The following is a 20,292-nucleotide window of genomic DNA, read 5'->3' on the forward strand; positions in this document are numbered from 1 at the left end:
ACAGTATACTTACGTAAGCATTTGATTCATGATAGTACTTTCTGCAAAGAAAGCAATAATTCGTTAACAGTATAGGGCTTTGACAAAAACGTATTGACACCAATAGCTGCTACTGCACTGAGCTTCTTGTCAGACATAAGTCCACTGCTGGCAATAATTTTGACTTGGGGGTTAATTTTTTGCAAGGTACGTATGGCTGTTAAACCATCCAGTGAGGGCAGCATAATATCCATAAGAACGGCACTAATTTTGTCTCTATTTTGAGCATATAGCGCGATCGCTTCAATGCCATCATTGGCAACTAAGATTTTGTAGTTGTAAGCTTCTAATGATGTTGTCGTAATCTCTTGAATGGCGGCTTCATCATCGACAACCAAAATCAATTCTCCATGTCCTGTCTGTGGTGGCAAATTTTCGGGGCTAATTGTTTCCATTCCCCCCACTGCTGGCAAGTAAACTTGAAAGCTAGTGCCACTTGCCAGTTCACTATACACATTTACAAAACCTCCGTGACTTTTAACGATTCCCAATACCGTGGAAAGTCCTAAACCAGTGCCCTGTCCGACATCTTTTGTAGTAAAGAATGGCTCGAAAATTCTATCTAGCATTTGTTTCGGAATCCCAACTCCAGTATCGGAGACAGTAATCACTATGTAAGGCCCCTCTTTGGCTTCTAGGTTCATGCGGGCATAATTTGCGTCAATCAACATATTTTCGGCAGAGATACTCAAAGTACCACCATTGGACATAGCATCGCGGGCATTAACGCAGAGGTTCATCAGCACTTGATGCAGTTGAGTACTATCTCCAGAAACCATCCACAAATCTTGCGGTACATTAGTGCTGATTTCTATCGATTTGGGAAAGGTCTCTTTAAGAATCTTGGCAATTTCTACAATTATATGTTTGAGTTGCAAAGTGATGTGCTTCCCTTCTACACCCCGCGCAAAGGAAAGTACCTGTTTGACTAAATCAGCACCGCGTCTAGCGTTAATTTCTAAAATTTCTAGGAGATGACGAGTCCGCTCATCTGCATTAGGAAATTTTAGCGGTAGCAGTTGCGCTCCTGCCAAAATCGGTGTCAGGATGTTGTTGAGGTCGTGAGCAATACCACTAGCTAAAGTGCCAATACTTTCCAGGCGTTGAGCGCGAAATAATTGGGCTTCTAGGTGCTTTTTCTCGGTAATATCTGTGTCAACGGTGAGAATTGATTTGGGTTTTCCTTGTTCATCGCATACCAGAGTCCAACGACTAGCCACAAGGACTTCTTTGTTCATTTTAGTAAGTTTTGTTAATTCGCCCTGCCACTTCCCTTTACTAATAGCTTGCAATAGAGCCGCTTCAATTTCCGGTGAAGGTTCGTCATACAAAAGTTCGCTAGCATTTTTACCCCAAGCCTCTGTAGCTTGCCAACCGTAAAGTGTTTCTGCACCTTTATTCCAGAAGATAATTTGATTGTTTAAATCTCGGACGCAGATAGCATCTGTGGTGACATCTAGTAATGCTGCTTGTTCGCGAATTTTTTCTTGTGCCAATTTGCGGTCGCGTAATGCAGCTTGTCGTTCGCTAATATCTATACTGGCGCATGTCACTCCAACAATTTCTTGGGTTTCATTCCGTAGTGGCTCGACAGTTAAATCGTAATATCGCGTTGTATCTTTGATGGTAATTGATACTTCTTCTCGCGTTCCAATGCCTGTAGTCAGCACTCCACGTTTAATTGCGACGAGACGTTGAGCATCTTCTATTGGGACGATATCTAAGTCTTGCTTGCCCAATATTTTCTCAACTGTCAATCCAGATGGCGGATTGTAAACCCAGGTGTACCGCAAATCTCTATCCTGGTTATAGACAAAAATTGGAGAATTTTTCAGAGCAACCCGAAATCGCTCCTCACTCTGCCGCAGTGCGTTGTCTGCCTGCTGACGTTCGATGGCATAACGCATAGATCGCACCAGCAAGTCGCCAGTTACTTGCCCCTTCACTAAATAATCTTGCGCTCCTTTTTGCATTGCCCTAGTTGCCAGGGTTTCATCATTTATACCCGTCAGCACAATAATTGGAGTTGCTTTTGCCTGATTATGAGCCATGACAAAAGTTTGTAATCCCTGGCTATCTGGCAGCGAGAGGTCTAACAAAATTACATCAAAAATTTCGTTTGTTAAGTAGTTGAGTGCTTCATAAAGCCGTTCAACGGGCATCAACTCAACTATAACTGTGGTAACTTCTTTGAATAACTCTTGTAACAATAAGACATCACCAGGGTTGTCTTCTACTAACAAGACTTTAATAATATTTTTACCTGCCATTTCCACTACTCCGGTGGCAGTTTTACGATCGCAAACCAAAAATTTTCTATTGATTGGACAATTTTAACGAATTGATCGAAATCTACTGGCTTAGTTATATAACAGTTAGCAAAAAGGTTATAGGCTTTGAGGATATCTTCTTCAGCCTGGGAAGTAGTCAAAACTACTACAGGAATTCGTTTGAGGTTTTCATCTCCTTTTATTTCTGCTAATACCTCTCGTCCATCTTTTTTCGGAAGGTTAAAATCGAGCAGTACAATATCTGGATGAGGTAATTTAGCATATTTTCCCTGTTTTCGCAAGAATGCCATTGCCTCTACACCATCCTCGACTACGTTTAAATGAATTGAGATTTTACTATCTTCTAGGGCGATGCGTGTAAGTTGGACATCGCCAGGATTATCCTCTACTAACAAAACCTCAATAGGCATAATCGCTGTTATGGTGTTTACCATTGCTTACCTACTTTATCTGGAATTGTGAAGTAGAAAGTCGAGCCTTGACCCAGTTTCGACTCAACCCAAATCCGGCCACCGTGGCGTTCGATAATTTTCTTACAAATTGCCAGACCAATTCCAGTACCTAGATACTTGTCTCTACCGTGCAAGCGCTGAAAAATTATAAAAATACGTTCACTATATTCGGATTCCAAACCAATTCCATTATCACGCACCCAAAACAACCATTCATCCTCCGGGGGGGTAAAATTTAAATTTTTTCCATCTAATATATTTGTATCTCTCTTACTTACTCCAATGTGAATTAATGGCTGTTGACGATCGCAAAATTTGATCGCGTTAGCAATCAGGTTTTGAAATACTTGTGTTAATTGGGTAGGATCGGCTATTACTTCAGGTAGAATATCATAAGTGACAACTGCTTTACTATCTGCGATCGCCACTTGAAGATTAGCAAGCACCTGTTCTAAGACAACACTACAATCAACTGGCACAAAAGGCTGTCCACGGGTGCTGACGCGGGAATAGTTTAACAAATCGTTGATTAGGGTCTGCATCCGGCTGGCCCCATCTACTGCATAGGTGATAAACTGATCCGCATTGGCATCCAGTTGATTTTTGTATCTCCGCTCCAGCAATTGTAAATAACTAGTTACCATCCGCAATGGCTCTTGCAAATCATGGGAAGCTACGTAGGCAAACTGTTCTAATTCCGCATTAGAACGAGTAAGTTCCTGACTTTGCTGGGTTTCTTTTTCTAATAGTTTTGCCTGAGATAAAGCAATCCCAATTTGGTTCGCTAATTGCTGTAACAAATCCATTTCAAACTGATTCCACTGTCGAGGTGCGCTACACTGATGAGCTAGCAATAAGCCCCAAATATCCTCCCTGACAATAATCGGCACTACAAGGTTAGCCCTGACAGCAAACTGCTGAAGAAATTCTCGATGGCATGGTTGGATATGAGCAGATTCAATGTCTTCAAGGGCGCTTACTCTTCCCTGGCGATATCTTTCTATATAGTCTTCTTTGAAGCAGGGGTCAAAAAGATTTTTTCCTAGAATTACCGGCCAACCAGGCAGCACTGCCTCTTGTACCACTGTTCCCGAACCGTCAGGTTCCAGTCGAAAAATTAATACACGGTCAGCTTGTAGTAGTTTTTGTACCTCTGTGACAGTGGTTTGAAGAATTTCATCTATTTGTAAAGATTCTCGAATTTTCAGGGTGATTTCGGCAAATAGTTGCGATCGCAGATTTTGCCGCTTTAATTCTTCATCTGCCTGCTTGCGATCTGTGATATCAGTATAAGAACCAACCATCCGCACTATATCACCCAATGCGTCCCAAAGTGCCTGTCCTCGATCTAGAATCCATTTATAGCTGCCATCTTGGCACTGGACTCGATATTCACAGACGTAAAACGGTGTTTTCTTGGCAAAGTGGTCTTGGAAAGCCTGAAGTACCCAATCTCGCTCATCGGGATGGATTCGTTTTATCCATTCATCCCAATGGTTGGAAACTTCGTAGTCTTTATAGCCGAGCATTTCCTTCCATCGAGTTGAGAAGAACACTTCATTAGTCTTGAGGTTCCAATCCCAAATACCATCATTATTACCGTGTAATGCTAATTGCCAACGTTCTTCACTTTCTCGTAGTGCTGCTGCTGTTTTCCGTCGTTCAGTAACATCTTGAAAATAAACAGACAAGCCGTCTTTAGCTGGATAGGCATGAACTTTAAGCCACTGCTGCTGTGGCAGATACAACTCCTCAAATTCGACACTAACCTGTTCTAAGACTGCCCTGCGATATTCACAATCAAATGTTGTGCCGATAATTTCTGGAAACACCTCCCAGATATTTTTACCCAAAAGCTGATTGTGAGTTTTTTGCAATAGCCGTTCTGCTTGACCATTAATATAGGTGAATTGCCACTTTTGATCTAGGGCAAAAAAACCATCAGTGATACTTTCGAGAAGATTGGTGATGCGGGTTTTGGCGGCTTCAGATTGGGCGCGGGCTGCTTGCTCGTGTGCCACTAGTTTCTCAGTAACTTTAGATACCTCACTTACATGACGCCTGAGTTCGAGTTGGTCAATTACCAGGCGACTCAAACCCACAAATGCCTCCACTTGTTTTTGGCTTAGTTGTCGTGGAACTTGGTCAATCGCGCACAGAGTTCCCAACATATCTCCCTTCGGAGTAATTAAGGGTACACCTGCATAAAACCGTATATATGGATAGCCAGTTACTACCGGATTACTTGCCAACTTTTCATCAGCTAGGGTATCAGAAACCACTACAACATGACGCTGCTCTTGGCAAAGATAAGATAATCCAACACTCCGGGGCATTTCTGATACATCTAAACCTATTTTTGCCTTAAACCATTGACGGTTTTCATCAATAAAATTTACCAAGGATATGGGAGTGCCACAAATAAAGGCCGCTAACCGAGCAAGATTGTCATAAGCTTCTTCGGGTTCTGTGTCAAGAATTTGATACTGGCGGAGGGCTTCTAACCTCGCTATTTCTGTATCAATATGTCTAAATTTCATTAACTTTTTTTAAAAAAATCTAAATGTTATATCCAGTCAGCAACATGATTATCTCAAGAATAGCTTAAGTTTTTTTAATAATTCTTAATACTTTCCTCACCTTTGGCTGTTCAGGAAAGTTTGTTAAAAGCGATTCTTAAAGGATGTTTGAAAAGTATTTTTCGTAACATCTAAGCCTTAAAAGCCTAACTCTCCCAGCCCCCTTTGCCTACAAGATAATCGGCGTTTCAAAGTCTCGCTCCGTTTCAGGGAGAAATTTGAAGAGGGGTTTTAAGTATACTTTACAACTTTTTCAACAAGCTTTTATCAACCACTGCCTGTCTACGCCACAAATTTATTGCGTAGGCGTAGTCCGTCGTAGACATCGCCCTAATCCTAGTGTAGACAAGTTTAGGACTAATTGTATTTACTGTGCATGATTAGATTTAGTTATTAGACATAAGAGATTTAGTGAGTTTACCGGAGTAATTTACCAGTCGCACTAAACCATTTTAGGTCGATGCGATCGTCTTCTACTGTGTCGAAATTCTCAGGAAAACTGGCTTTTACATTAATGCGAAATTTATCTACATCAGCATTAATGCACAGCGGCTAATTGTGAGATATCGCTCTAGTATTTCCAATACATGGCTAAGGGTATCTTCAATTAGCTCAATCAGTCTACTCCGGATGTATAAATAAACTCTACTAGAAAGCAGCAAATGTATCAAATTTGCAGACGAGAGCGAGTAGCCTGAAGTATATTTTTACTCCACTTTTTAAGTTATTAGTCTTTAAGTACGTATTTATACGGCTAAATAATCGCTCAATTTTTGAGTTGTGGTGATTTCGCTGAGGTTGAATTTTTGCTCAAGAATTACACTCTTGTTGCAGTAAATCTGCTTAATCCTATTTTATTATTTGCCGACAGGATAAGAAAGAAAACTTTTTTGACTATCTATATTTACTGAAACACTGTTGAATCCATTCATCAAATCAAATAAATCCAAAGACTAAGTATTAAATAATGGTTAATTTTCGACATTAGCCAATGCTCAATAGTTTGAATAGCCAAAAAAATTATTTTGAAACCATTGAAAAATTCAAATCGAAGAACTCTCAATATCTCCCTAATGAGATTCAGAAAACATATCAAGATTCTTGGTATTTGTTTGTTGTTTTCAACAATTTTATACAAAATTGTATTTATTAAATTATCTGCGATCGCTCTAAGCATAGACAGGCATAGTATTGATTTAATCGCTAATCATAACAAGTCATTAATAAATTCAGATCGAAAAATAAATAACTTGCAAAGCCAAGAACTGTTAAAACAGGCTTTAAGAAAGTCTAACTCTAACTTAGAGAAGCCAAAACAGTTACGCAAATTCACCATTGCTGACGTTATCCCGATTGAAGAATACAAAGAAAAGCCTCCCCAGCTACCTGAAGAAGACCGAGAAAAGCCTCAACCAAATACAATTCAGCCATCAACAAATTCAAATCCGTCAAAACCATACACACCCCAGCAACAAATATTAATAGAAAAACTACGCCGAACAAAAAAGCAACCACAAGCAATCCAAAAGACAATAATTCTTGATGCCCTAACATTTAGTGCCAACAAGTATCCTTGGATTATTAACCCTACAGATAACCTTACTTTTTCCACTGAATTATTTAAGCCAAATAAAAATCAAAATTATATAGATACGGATATAAGAGTAAGATTTTCTGGAGAGAATCAGATTATTGATAAATTTACTTATGCCAAATTTCCCAAGACTGACCAGTTTTACTGGGTTCTCGATGGCAATAGAATAGTAGTTGAAACGAAAGGCTCCCAAGTCGGTATCATCTCTCAAGGAAGACAAACTAATACTTATATCACCCAAAATGTTACCTCACAACAGGCATTTTGGGGATTGCAAACTCTGTTCGCTATACCTACAGATTTTCAGAATTTATTTGGAGACGTTGATACTCAAAATTTTTCCATAACCTCAATAGTTGGACAATTGGTAAATCTTGAAGGGATACCTGCTGGCAGAGTTACCATTAATAGTGGAATTGACTCAAACAATCCTAATGTCACAGTTTTAAGAAATCCTATTCCAGCTATTGGTAGTGGTTCTACTTTGAGTATTAATGGTGGACAAGCTTTATTTCAAGCTTTAGATGCTGCCAATGCCCCCAAAATTTTGCAAGGCTTTCCAACGACGAATATACAGCCTTTACTAGATGATGGAAATGTCAAACTCAAGATAGGCGAAATCATTCCTAATAGTGCCCTAGAAGCCACTGGTATCTCCTGGGGAAATATCTTGACAGGAGAAGGTTTTGGTTTTAATGCTCCTATCTCTTCCTTACCAGGTATTAAGGTTGCTCAACTTGGCAAATTTGATAATTATGATTTATTAAATGTAGCAGTCAATCCTTTTCTTTCTCAATCGGAGAAAGACTTTCATTATTTTAACTCTTTAATGTGGTTATCTTTAGGGAGAAGACAACCTGTATTTCAGACGCTATCTCAAACTCAAAAAAGTTCAGATTGGCATAGGCTATATGTTAGCCGTCCTCATAATCGCAGTTTAATTCAATACGATCCAGTTGCAGTCAAGGCTACTTATTCTAATATTTTTTCTGCTCCAGGATTATCTCTGACAGCGAAATTCAGCGATACTAGTCTTGATGCTATTCAATCAGTAAATTCTACATTAGGTTTGTTATTAGGTGAAGTTTTTGAAGCTATTCAAATTGATAATATTCAACAAGGTCTACAAGAAGCTAGACAAAAATTTAAGGATGGAGAAGGCTTTACTTCTTTAAGTACAACTGCTACATCTGAACAAAGAAGACAAATCAATAACAGGCTGAATCGCACTTTATCTTATGCTAATGCATCTAGTGGACTAGAGCAGGTATCTGGAACTTATACATTTCCTAGTCAAGTCACTCCTCAGAACTCTAGTATTTTACAAATAAGAACGGGAAACCACAAACGAGCAGTTCAATTTCTTGGAAGAGATATTTCTATTTTAAAGGAAGGTAATACATTCTTTTCTGATTTAAGGCTTTCTAATAAAACTTTTGGCCCTCTGACTTACATTGGTATTCCGATTCCTTTAACTGATACTTCTATTGATCCTATTAACCAATCATCTGCTGCCGAAGTAATTTTGACAAGTCCCCAAGGACAACAATTTGTACAAAAATTTAATTCCTCAGATTCGACAATAGTACCAATTCAAGCGCGAGCAGCCGATTTAGCATTCGATTATATGGAACTCACTAGAGTTGACAAAATTGGTGTTAGTTTTAATAGCTTTAATGGTTATCTTTCATTGCCGACAGTTGAATTATTAGCAGCAGGTTCTTCTGGAAATTTTAATTATAGTGCTAATGTAGGAACATGGTTTAATATAGATGCTAACTCAGCCCCAGGCGTTTCTAATAATAATTTAGGAATAGAAGAACCAACATTAGGTTTCTATACTAATATACTTCTTAACTATATTAAAACTGATGTGCGGTTAAATTCAGCCAAAAGGCCTGTAGCTATTAACACTCACGTACCATACTTAAGAGTTGATTGGAATAGTGCTTCTAATAAAAATAATCCTTTTTCTACTTATTTAAGTTATTTATATCAGCATCAAGAAAGGAATTTTGGTTTTTCTTTAGCTCCTGGCATTGCTTTTGTTGAGAATAATAGCAATGGTGAATTTCTAGGTCTTTTTAATGGAGAATTTAGTACTAGTCATGGTATGAACCTCAAGACAAATTTGGAGATGGGTAAAGAGTTTTTCTTTCAATTTCAGGGTTTACACAAAATTAGCAAAAATCTTTCTGCTGGCGTTTATTTTAAAAATTATGCTATTAATAATGTAGGTTTGAGCAGCCGAGTTTCTGGCTTCAATTATGGAGTTATTCTAAGACATAATTTTCCAGATAATAGTGTGTTTATAGAAACTCAAATTGGTACAGGCGAGAATGGATTTGACCTACAGCTTCAAGGTGGTTATCGATTTTGATAGCATCGTAAAATATCCCCGACTTCTTTGATAAGTCGGGGATATAAGGTTTTTAATTTGTCAATTATGTTTAATCTAAGCCACCTAAGCCATTATTACCACCGACTGCTCGGATTACAGTTGTTAAATCTTCAACAGAAGTAGTATTTTTTAATAAGTTTGCTGTTGTATCAATAAATGGGTTTGGGTTAGAGAGTGTAGTAGTTTGAACTAATCCTGGGCTTATAGTCAGACTAGTTATCGTTTCTTCATTTCCACCTGCGATACCTCCATAAGTAGGAGAAATTGTTACACCTCCGTTAAAGTAAGAGCCAGAAGGTAAAGTTACCTCGCCACTGACACTGAGAAAAGTGCCAGAAGGTCTAATAAGAGTAACAGCACCACTAGCAGTAGCTTGTTGTGCGTTTGCTGGTGCGGCTAAAAAGTTTCCTACACTTATTAAGCCTAATAGACAGATACTTCCTCGAAGACTTATAGGTAATTTTTGGGATAAGCTATTCATGTTTTATGAACTCCTCATGTTCTTCGCCTTAGCTTGTTTCCAGATTTTGCTTGATAGTGCAAAATTAACCTCGACTAGCAAAAGTAGAGGCAGAACCTTTTGTTATTGGGCTTTTATTCTTTCAGTGTATAAAAATATAAAACCTTTGTTGGGAGCGTTTTGTGAAAAATGGACATTTTGAGGCTTCGTATTTTTACGCAAGCTCTCTATTCAATATTTAGTGAGAGTTTCAGGGTTTATATTGATATCAATAAAGCTATGTAAAGGATTGATGAGGAGTTAGATGGCAATTCAATAAAGGACTAAAATCCTAGTTTTCAGTAGGGGCAATTCATGAATTGCCTTTACTGAGTTTAAACGTAAAACCTTTTAAAACCTCGCTTCCAGTCTCTAGCTGGCAATGCTTGTCATTGCGGCTCTACCTCAATACTTGAGGTGGACAAAATATGCCTTTCCAGTTAAGAGACTAGGAACAAGATAATGTCTCAAAGCATTCTTGCTTACCAGCTTTCACGTTTAGTTAACACCAATGACTCTAGCTATGCGTCTCTACGAAAGACCCATATAACAAAATTCCCGACTTTTTCAAAAAGTCGGGAATCTGAGCCACAAAATAAATATAGGGAACAGATATAGCATTGCTATTTCTCCTCCCTATGATCTATTAATTTATTCAACTGTTCTGTCAGTTGTTAAAATTTTTGTAAGTACTTACGAAGCAAAAATTCAATCTACTCTAAGCCGCCACCAACACCAGCTGCTCTGACAAGGGTTGCTAAATCTTCAACAGTTGTAGGAGCATTGGCTGCAATAGCTGCTGCAATAGCTGCTGAAATTGTGGTGGGAGGTGTGACTGAAGATGCCGCACTAGTTGGAGTTAATGTGAGACCTGTGACAACTTCTTGGTTTGTACCTGGAGCAGAATTACCATTAACGACAACATCTAGTGCGGTAAAGTCTGTACCCGGAGCTGCAACCAACTCACCACTGACGCTGAGAGAAGCACCTGATGGTCTAACTATTGTAACTGCACCACGAGCAGAAGCTTGTCCTGCATTTGCTGGTGCAGCCAGGATATTACCAACGCCAACCAAACCTAGCAGACAAATGCTTCCTTTAACGATCGCAGAAATTTTCATGATTAACAAACTCCCCGTGTTGTTTTTCTTTACGTTATCAATATAACCATTGCCTGCCAGAAATATCTCAGAGATTATACTGAAATTTTTTAAAATTGCAGAGGTCACAAATTAAAAAAACTAATAGATGGAAGTATTGGTGTAGCTCTGAATAAAAGCTTCAAATACCTTATAAAAATAGAGTTGCAGTCAGGCTTATGCATAATAAATGCCTGTATAAAAGTTGTAGTAATGATTACCAAATTTTTGATGTTGGAAAGCCAAATCCATCAAGGATTGGAGGTAAGCCTTTAGACTGCTTACAACACTCCAATACTCTGTAAATACTGCTTAATAATTCGTTAAAACTTGTCAGATATGGCTATGTCATATCTTTGCTAAATCTTAAGTGCATCTTTATAGGTAATATGCTGTGGGCAACGATTTGAATCCCAGTCCGATCGCAGTTATTGTATGGATGCAATATTTTCAAAGGGCAGATAACTATACGCCAACACCATATTCCATAAAATTGAAAACGGCTATAAAATCTAGTTATAGGTTAGGTGGTTAGGGTGGTTATCTGGAAGATAGCCAAGGCGATGTCTACGACGGGCTATGCCTACGCGCAAAACACCCAAAAATTTCTTAGGAATGTTGGCTTTCGTGCCTACACAAGTTAATTTTTGAGTCTTTGACTACAGTTATTTAAATACCAATAGATTTTTGAAAGTTATGATGTCTGTCCTTTCCCAGTAGCGAGGTAGATCGTAAGCGCAGCAAAAAATTGCCTTAACGTTACCCTCAAGCACCATTTAACTTACTATATTTATTGTCCCCCAGTTGAATGGGCTACATCTGACTGCCTTTAGGTCATTATGGCAAAATCTAAAAAAAGCGCTACCCCCATCAATCTCAGCGATCCACAATATTATCTTAACCGAGAGTTAAGCTGGTTAGAATTTAATGCCAGGGTATTACATGAAGCCTGTGACGATCGCACCCCACTTCTGGAACGTCTTAAGTTTTTGGGAATATTTAACTCTAATTTAGATGAGTTTTTTATGGTGCGCGTTGCTGGCTTAAAGCAACAAGTAGAGGCAAAAGTTAGCCTGTTAACTCCTGATGGTCGCACACCACAACAACAGCTAGACGATATTAGGTCTGCCCTCACTCCCCATGTCAACAAACAGCACAAACATTTTGAGGAAGTGCTTCGTCCTTTACTAGTAAATCATGGCATTCATATTCTGAATTACATAGATTTAAATCAAAAGCAGCGGACTCATCTCAACAGCTATTTTGAAGAACAAATCTTTCCAGTTTTGACTCCTCTGGCTGTCGATCCTAGTCATCCCTTTCCTTTTATTTCTAATCTCAGTCTGAATCTGGCTGTTGTGGTGAAGAATCCAGACACCGAAGAAGAATTTTTTGCCAGAATCAAAGTCCCTAGTGTTCTACCACGATTTTTACCGATACCGCCTGAGTTGGGAGATCAGAATAGCGAAAAACCTGCCCATTGGACTGGAGTACCTTTAGAACAGGCGATCGCTCATAACTTGGAATCACTATTTCCGGGGATGAACATTCAAGAATATCATCCGTTCCGCATTACCCGTGATGCCGATTTGGTCTTAGAAGAAGATGAAGCAGATGATTTGTTGTTAGCGATCGAACAGGAATTGCGAAAACGGCGACTGGGTGGTAGTCCAGTCCGGCTAGAAATTCAATCCCAAACTCCAGAAATAGTGCGATCGCGATTATTACATGATTTGGAATTAGCAGAAAGTGATGTTTACGAGGTAGATGGTCTTTTGGGACTGCGGGATTTAATGTACTTTATGTCCTTACCATTGCCGGAACTCAAAGATCCACCACGCCAATCTGTTGTACCATTACGCCTGCAAAGGCTGAGAGAACCGAGTTTAGACCCAGATGCGCTGGAGACGGACGAAGGAAAAGACTTTTTTGCTGTAATTCGGGAAAAGGATTTACTAGTACACCATCCCTATCAATCTTTTTCGGCTACAGTTGTGCGCTTTATTACCTACGCTGCCTACGATCCGAATGTGTTAGCCATCAAGATGACCCTTTACCGGACTTCTGGTGACTCGCCCATCGTCAACGCCTTAATTGCCGCTGCTGAAAATGGCAAGCAGGTATCTGTGCTGGTGGAATTAAAGGCGCGATTTGATGAGGAGAATAATATTTACTGGGCAAAACGCCTAGAAAGAGTTGGAGTTCATGTTGTCTATGGTTTAGTCGGGCTAAAAACCCATAGTAAAACCGTCATGGTGGTACGGCGCGAAAAAGACCGGATACGTCGCTACGTGCATATTGGGACTGGTAACTATAACCCTAAAACAGCACGACTCTATACAGATTTAGGATTGTTTAGTTGCCGTGAAGAATTGGGTGCTGACATTACAGATTTATTTAATTTCTTAACTGGGTATTCCCTGCAAAAATCTTATCGAGAAGTGCTGGTTGCGCCTGTGAATATGCGCGATCGCTTTTTGGCATTAATTCACCGCGAAATCGAAAATGTTCAAAATGGATTTTCTGGACGGATTGTCGCCAAAATGAATTCCCTAGTCGATCCAGAAATTATTGCCACTTTATATGAAGCTTCCCGCGCCGGAGTGCAAATCGACTTAATTGTTAGGGGTGTTTGTTGTTTACGCCCAGGAATCAAAGACATTAGTGAAAATATTCGCATCATCAGTATTGTTGGTCGCTTTTTAGAGCACTCTCGGATTTATTATTTTCATAACAATACACAGGAGGAAATCTATATTGGCAGTGCTGACTGGATGCGCCGCAACCTGGATCGCCGAGTCGAAGTAATTACCCCAGTAAAAGATCCAGATATTGCTAAAGATTTGCAAGAAATTATGGGAATTATGCTCGCAGATAATCGCCAAGCTTGGGAATTACAAGCTGATGGTACTTACATTCAACGGCGTCCTTATGATGATTCTCCAGAAGCTAATTCACAAAAAATTCTCATGAACATGGCATTACGCTCAACTGGTGTAGTCCCAACCTGATTGATAAAAAAATAAGTTACTTATACCTTGACAACTAGCTCAAATTAGTTTTTTTTTGGAAAAATTGAATTTTTTGAGCAGTTGTCTAAGTTGTTTACATAGTTTCACACAAGTTATTCAACCATAGGATAGAGTCAGTGCTGGCACTTGTTCTCATAAACTGGAGGGGTTACTCTGAATAAATTTGTCTTTCCCGTCAATGTTAATGTTATCCTGCGAGCTCTCTACCTTGCGTGTTTTAGTAGTTGATGACCACGAACTGACTCGTTTAACGTTACAATTGGTTTTTTCTTGCCAGGAAAATATTCAAGTAGTAGGTTTAGCCAGTAATGGTGAAGAAGCTATAGAAATGGTTAAACGTTGCCATCCTGACGTAATTGTTCTAGATTTACAGATGCCAGTCATGGATGGCTGGAGTGCGTCCAGTCACATTAAAGCTATATCTCCGAACACCCAGATACTTGCTTACTCCTCAGTGGAAGACGTAAATTTTCATGGGCAAAAGGCAATGTCTAGCTTTGATAACGTTTGCAAGAAAGATGTACCTACAAGCGAACTTATTGCCTTGGTTAGGCAGCTAGGTCAGCGTGCAGGAGATGGTTCAGTGGCAGGATAAATAATCCAGTGATTATTGCTTCGCCAACTCAAGCTTAGTTCAATTTTGGGGATTTGAAGACATGATACTACTGAAGAACGTCGGTCTAGCCGGAAGTTGAGGTTAAACCGACGTAAATTTTAATAATTTTTACTCTGCCGGAATGGTGCGTGTAAATTCATCAATTAATTCATCCAGTTCTTCCAAAGCCTGATTTACATCTATTCTCAAAGTTCCCAGGTTTGGTTGCTCCAGTAAGCTTAATAGGTAATCGCGTTTATTTTGAACTGCGACAATTCGTTCTTTTATAGTCTGTATATCCATTATTTTTTTCCTATCTTTAGCTACCTTTAAATTTAAAGTTAACGCAAAATCTAATATTCTGGGACACTATACACCCTTAGTAGTCAACTTAGTGCCACTTGCCTTCCCTGCGTGATGCTGTGCGAATATGGACTAAGGATAAATTGAGTGTTTGAAAACCACAAAGACAAAGGTGGATAAAGTCTCGTTTAAACGAAGCCAGTGTTTTGAGCGACAATGCCTGACTTATTCGCTCTTGGTGTGTTCCCTTCCCACTCTTGAGCAACTGGCGTGCGGTTTCTAACCATCTTAATACGGCAATTTAGGGTTAGTTGAACACTAGCACCTGGTGACAATGTTCTTTCCTAATTTGTTGCTCATAGCCGATGATAATAAAACTAAGGTATTCAGACTTTATCCTAATTTAAGCTCATGCTACGCCAAATCTCTTTGGGAACACTCGGTCTAACTATCGGCGGCATATTAACCATCATTGGCTTTGTCGCCTATGCTGATAATAATGCCACACTCAATCTTGTCGGATTTTTTTACGGGATTCCTCTACTATTGGGAGGACTGGCACTAAAAGCGAATGAACTTAAGCCAGTACCATTTACCCAAACTACGTCACCATCAGCATTGAGACTGCGCCAGCAGCAAGCAACTGATACGCAAAATAAAATTCGCAAAGACATCACCCGATATTGCTACGGTCAAGATGCTCATCTAGATACAACACTTTCTTTTCTGGGTTTGAGTCCCACTGACCAGGAGCGACCAACAGTGACAGGGATACGAGAAACGGAAGTTAATGGGAGCTATGCCCTAATTTTAGAATTTGATTCACCGCTAATACCGATTGATGTGTGGCAAAAAAAGCATGAAAAAATGACCAATTATTTTGGCCCTGGTTTGGAAATTCAAATAACGCAGCCATCTGAAAATACAATTGAGCTAGCGCTAATCAATACTCAAAAAGAATCACTAGTCAGTAGTCAATAGTCAAGAGCAAAAATTATCGTTACCCAAATTTCATACCTTTATGACTTGTTGTTACCCATATTTTTGCAACAGTCAAAATAATTAATAGTTCATAATTATAATTAGTGGTATCTGTAGGCTCCATGCTCTTATTAACCACGAAATTTTTGATGAGCAGTGTGGATTACTGTACAGTGTCTTGAACTATGAATTATGAATTAGTAATTATTCTTTTTGGAGAATTCCCTTAACCAAGATTTAACTCCCCAACTTTTTCAAAAAGTCGGGGAGGTAGTCAGAAATTTTTTATGAAGATTTTTTTGTGATTCTCTTAAGCATTTACCAAAAAGTTACTTTTCTAAACGAACTGCGTACCACTGTAAATATTTTCCAGGACCAATGTCTAATTCGCAACTAGTGTCAATTAAATATTGGGCTTGAGTTTCCACAGTATTAAACTTTTGCAAGTCAGGCGGTAAATCTTGAATTATGAGTTGTTGAAGAGTTATTTTGAGCTTTTCTAATAGCTCTGATGATGTCATAAATTGTTCTGGTTGATTTGTTTCTAGAACAACAAAATTATCCTGCTGGTACATTAATGAGTCTGGCATTTTAAAGATTTAGCGAATGTCAATAGGTTTGAATGGTTTTTGGAAGAACTTTTGCTTGTTTGTGTAGTCAACTTTAATTTTGGACGGTTTGTGGCTAGAACGAAAGGGTTATGAAGTCACTTGAAAATAAAGTTTTGCACTAAGTTTTCTCTCAATCTTATGTAATTATACTAAACCTCAGCAAACCTTGTCGGATAGACTAAATAAATTTCAGTCAGGTGATATTAGTATTTAGTATTAGCTATCTTCTAAGGGGACTTTAGCGATTGCTTTTCCTTGTCTCACTGGGTTTATAAACTAACTACATAACTAAATAATTAGGGTGTGTATTTGTAATTCTCAAAAAAATTGTAATTTGACTTTAACAATAGGGAAATATAAAAGTAACATTTTCTCCCATAACCATCGCTGAACAAAAAGGCAGCAATTGCCTTCGCGTTCAAATTACAGATTGTCTATGCAACTTATTTATCTACCGCTTGCTTGGCCCAACAACATTGGGCAGTCCATTGTCAAAAAACAGTTGATTGTGAAGCCAGACACGCCTTTGCCGCAAATCCTGGCATTGATGAAAATAGCGATCGCCCCCATGCAATTGAGTTGCACAGCCTTTTTCAGGATAATCCCGCAAGTGGAAGGCAACTCATGTCAGGCATAAGCCCATTTTCTGTTTCTAAGCAACCACCACTGATTCTAGTGGCTGATGATGACAAGACCATCCGGGTATTGTTGCGTAAAGCAATGGAACAAGAAGGTTATCGAGTAGTCGAGGTCAATGATGGTAAGCAATGTTTAGATGCTTACGAGACTATCAAACCCGATATAGTTTTGCTAGATGCTGTAATGCCTGTGATGGATGGCTTTACCTGCTGTAAGCACTTGCTCCAGATTGCTAGGAATAATTTAATCTCAGCCCTTGCCACCTTTGATACTGACTCGACTCTTAACAATACGGTCATGTCCAAGATATGGGAGCGCACTCCCATCTTGATGATCACATGCTTGGACGATGAGGAATCTGTAAACCGTGCTTTTGAAGCGGGAGCGACTGATTATGTCACTAAGCCAATTCACTGGCCTGTATTACGCCAGCGGTTGCGTCGACTGCTACAGCAAGCACAAGTATACAAACAGTTAGAGGCGGCAAACGAAGCTTTGCATCACCTTGCCAATGTAGATGGCTTAACTGAGTTAGCTAATCGTCGCCGCTTTGACGATTATCTCAATACTCAATGGATTAATCTCGCACAAGAGGGATTTCCTTTGTCAATGATTTTGTGTGATATCGACTTTTTTAAATTTTATAATGATAAATACGGCCATCCGGCAGGGGATGTATGTTTACAAAAGGTGGGTGCTGTCTTAAGCCTTAAGGCACAAAAACATCGGGATTTAGTAGCGCGTTATGGTGGAGAAGAATTTGCTGTGATTATGCCATACACTCCTGCATCTGGCGCACTTCATGTCGCCGCCGCAATTAGAGCGGGAATCAAAGATTTGCAAATTGTTCATGACGGTTCTGCGGTGAGTCAGCACGTCACTCTCAGTATGGGTGTGGCAACTGTTGTCCCGACTTGGGAATCTTCACCTTCAGAGTTGATCGTGCTGGCAGATAAAGCACTTTATCAAGCAAAGGCCGGGGGACGCGATCGCTTTGTCTCAAGTTCTTAATTGTCATTTGTCATTTGTCATTAGTCATTGGTCATTGGTCATTTGTCAATACCCTTACCTAAGAAGGATAAACTGGCAGTGTGAAGTGAAACCATGCTCCGTTATTGGGGGCAGAATCCACCCAAATTTGGCCATAGTGTGCCAGAACGATGCGTTGGCATAGACAAAGACCAATGCCGTAACCTTCTGTACCTTCATCCCGTTGCAGGCGGAAGTGGTTTTCAAAGATGCGATCGCGATTCTCTACAGGAATACCAGGCCCAGTATCGCCAATACTAAACTGAACTTTTTGGGTAGTGCGGTGTAATCCGGCGATGCTAATCTTGCCACCTTCTGGGGTGTATTTGATGGCATTATCCAACAGATTCACCAGCACTTGCCGGATGCGTTCTGGGTCAGCATATACATAAGGTAAGTCGTTGGGAATATCTGTTTCGACCTCTTGGGATTTAGCGGTGTAGCGATCGCACAATTCTTCTAGTACATCTAAGCACAGTTTACCTAGTTGTAATTTTTGTGGTAAAATTGGAAACTCAGTATCTTTGCCTCGACCTACCTGCAAAAGGTCGGCAATCATCCGATCGATGATCTTAGTTTGATTACGGGCTTGTTTTAATAGATGCGCCGTTAAGGATGGTTTAAGGCGCTGAAATTGGCCTGTTTCTAAATTGTAGTTAGATTGGAGAGTTTCGATGGCGATCGCGGCGGCAGTTAGGGGATTGCGGAGATCGTGTGCCAGCATCGAAATCACCCGATCTTTAAACTGTAGCTGCTCTTGGAGGTTATCTTTTTCCTGTTTTAAGCGAAAAATTTCGTCTGAGAGTCGGATCAGTTCGGCAGAAACAGCAACTGAACGGATAGTCGATTTGGGTAATGTCACCCTAGCATTATCGTCTATCCGTTCTTGTAAGTCTTCCTGTAATTTCAAATAGGCGTCTACAGCGGCTTGCCAGCGAGGCCACCAGTTTTTCAATTGCGCTATGATATTACTTCCAGCCAAAACCTGCCGTGGTTCCGGGTGAATTTTAATTAAAGCTGGCGTTGCTACCAATTTAAAGTGTTCTGCTAAGTAAGGTTGTTGACCAACATCAATAGTTTGAAGTTCAAAACTATACTCAACCTGCAACTCTTTTAAGTAAGCACGTATTCGCTGCACCTGTTGACGGGACTTGGGACGTCCATCGACAAACAGTAACAGCTGGAGTGGAGCCTCAGAATAAATAGGCTGATCCTGGGAAACTTGCATGTAATCGTGTTTCAGCACTGGTAACAACCCGGTGACGCTTTACAGAAAGTAAAAAGGACTGACGGTTGTCGATGGTCGTTGTTTTTTCTTCTTAATATCTATTTTAGATTTTCATACTCCTATCCGATCTGCGTTTTTGACATCAAACGTGTCTTTTTCTGCCTTTTGCTGCCTTTTGGTGAACTTCATCTCCAATAAACACTCAAGCCTCTTGAATATAAGTCTTAATTTGCCCTGAATCAAAAATTTTCGCCAGAGCCAGCAGGTGAAAGGTTTAATACTATGTCAAATCGGCTAGTCCAGCACCATGTCAATTTGAATACTCGCTTTGAGCAAACGATCGCCCAATAAAACACAGATGCTAATTGTATCTAATCTATCAGGAAGGTGTTAACTGTTCAGACCAAGTTTGTAGAGGTTTTTTCAACCGCCAGTGCATTTGATGAAGTGTCTTTTTCGCCTCAAGCCAATCATTAACTAGGATTGGGAAAAACAGCCAAAGCCAACTATGTACTATTTCTATAACTTGCGAAGCGCACCTTCCAGCTTTCCTAAAAGAAGCACAGCCCTATCCAAGAATAACAGGGGATGGGTTGATTGAGGGAAAGTTTTGGATAACATAGAGGCGATGCCTACGGCGGTAAACTACACACTTTTAGAGAAAGCACTCACTGCTTTCGAGGCTGTCAAGTAATTCTTGACTACAGCACAAGTAGCATTTTCTCCAAAAAATCAATTTAGAGATACTAAAGAAACTGCTGCGACACTTGACTGCTTTACCTATTACCCCAATCGTCAAGAATAACGAACTTACGCTAAGTTACTGGAATTGTTTAACACTGGCATTTTTCAGCTATTGCCTGACTCACATTATCATCGT

The 20,292-nt window shown here is 39.7% G+C and carries 12 protein-coding genes and 1 pseudogene; 5 read left to right on the forward strand and 8 right to left on the reverse strand.

All coding sequences use genetic code 11. From position 1 onward, the window contains the following. Positions 1 to 26: 26 nt before the first annotated feature. Genes RMZ42_RS01565 through RMZ42_RS01575 form a run of 3 tightly spaced genes read right to left on the reverse strand, consistent with a single transcriptional unit; the run spans position 27 to position 5,322 of the window. On the reverse strand, positions 27 to 2,309 hold the full coding sequence (locus tag RMZ42_RS01565; protein WP_322669858.1) for a response regulator: 2,283 nt from the start codon (positions 2,307 to 2,309) through the stop codon (positions 27 to 29). A gap of 5 nt (positions 2,310 to 2,314) precedes the next feature. Beyond that, positions 2,315 to 2,764 (reverse strand): response regulator, encoded by a 450-nt coding sequence (locus RMZ42_RS01570; RefSeq protein WP_292814634.1) that lies wholly within the window; start codon positions 2,762 to 2,764, stop codon positions 2,315 to 2,317. After that, on the reverse strand, positions 2,758 to 5,322 hold the full coding sequence (locus RMZ42_RS01575; protein WP_322669729.1) for a GAF domain-containing protein: 2,565 nt from the start codon (positions 5,320 to 5,322) through the stop codon (positions 2,758 to 2,760). Before RMZ42_RS01575 ends, RMZ42_RS01570 begins: the two co-directional genes overlap by 7 nt. 1,289 nt (positions 5,323 to 6,611) lie before the next feature. Here RMZ42_RS01575 and RMZ42_RS01580 point away from each other — a divergent pair. Beyond that, positions 6,612 to 9,335: a hypothetical protein gene (locus RMZ42_RS01580; RefSeq protein WP_322669730.1), complete on the forward strand. Its 2,724-nt coding sequence runs from the start codon at positions 6,612 to 6,614 to the stop codon at positions 9,333 to 9,335. Positions 9,336 to 9,405: 70 nt separating this feature from the next. Here the strand turns inward: RMZ42_RS01580 and RMZ42_RS01585 are convergent, their stop codons facing one another. After that, the gene (locus RMZ42_RS01585; RefSeq protein ID WP_322669731.1) at positions 9,406 to 9,837 is read right to left on the reverse strand and encodes a hypothetical protein; all 432 of its coding nucleotides are present in this window, start codon (positions 9,835 to 9,837) and stop codon (positions 9,406 to 9,408) included. A 731-nt stretch (positions 9,838 to 10,568) separates the two neighbouring features. Beyond that, the gene (locus tag RMZ42_RS01590) at positions 10,569 to 10,976 is read right to left on the reverse strand and encodes a hypothetical protein (RefSeq protein WP_322669732.1); all 408 of its coding nucleotides are present in this window, start codon (positions 10,974 to 10,976) and stop codon (positions 10,569 to 10,571) included. An 857-nt stretch (positions 10,977 to 11,833) separates the two neighbouring features. On the opposite strand from RMZ42_RS01590, the pseudogene ppk1 reads away from it, so the two are divergent. Both ppk1 and RMZ42_RS01600 read left to right on the forward strand, forming a co-directional pair. Then, positions 11,834 to 14,043, forward strand: a pseudogene (gene ppk1 / locus RMZ42_RS01595) (polyphosphate kinase 1). A gap of 161 nt (positions 14,044 to 14,204) precedes the next feature. Then, a complete protein-coding gene (locus RMZ42_RS01600) occupies positions 14,205 to 14,621 on the forward strand; it encodes a response regulator transcription factor (protein ID WP_322669733.1) in 417 nt (138 codons plus the stop codon). A gap of 129 nt (positions 14,622 to 14,750) precedes the next feature. Here RMZ42_RS01600 and RMZ42_RS01605 read toward each other — a convergent pair whose 3' ends face one another. Beyond that, a complete protein-coding gene (locus RMZ42_RS01605) occupies positions 14,751 to 14,924 on the reverse strand; it encodes a hypothetical protein (protein WP_322669734.1) in 174 nt (57 codons plus the stop codon). Positions 14,925 to 15,335: 411 nt separating this feature from the next. Between RMZ42_RS01605 and RMZ42_RS01610 the strand changes: the two genes are divergently transcribed. After that, the gene (locus RMZ42_RS01610) at positions 15,336 to 15,905 is read left to right on the forward strand and encodes a DUF2854 domain-containing protein (protein ID WP_322669735.1); all 570 of its coding nucleotides are present in this window, start codon (positions 15,336 to 15,338) and stop codon (positions 15,903 to 15,905) included. A gap of 329 nt (positions 15,906 to 16,234) precedes the next feature. Here the strand turns inward: RMZ42_RS01610 and RMZ42_RS01615 are convergent, their stop codons facing one another. Continuing rightward, positions 16,235 to 16,495, reverse strand: a complete 261-nt coding sequence (locus RMZ42_RS01615) for a chlororespiratory reduction protein 7 (RefSeq protein WP_322669736.1) — start codon at positions 16,493 to 16,495, stop codon at positions 16,235 to 16,237. 645 nt (positions 16,496 to 17,140) lie between these two features. Between RMZ42_RS01615 and RMZ42_RS01620 the strand changes: the two genes are divergently transcribed. Further along, positions 17,141 to 18,166, forward strand: a complete 1,026-nt coding sequence (locus RMZ42_RS01620) for a PleD family two-component system response regulator (RefSeq protein ID WP_322669859.1) — start codon at positions 17,141 to 17,143, stop codon at positions 18,164 to 18,166. Positions 18,167 to 18,224: 58 nt separating this feature from the next. On the opposite strand, the gene RMZ42_RS01625 is transcribed toward RMZ42_RS01620, so the two are convergent. Next, positions 18,225 to 19,430: a histidine kinase gene (locus tag RMZ42_RS01625; protein ID WP_322669737.1), complete on the reverse strand. Its 1,206-nt coding sequence runs from the start codon at positions 19,428 to 19,430 to the stop codon at positions 18,225 to 18,227. Positions 19,431 to 20,292 lie beyond the last annotated feature (862 nt).

Source organism: Nostoc sp. DedQUE05 (assembly GCF_034530955.1).
Taxonomy (GTDB): Bacteria; Cyanobacteriota; Cyanobacteriia; order Cyanobacteriales; family Nostocaceae; genus Nostoc.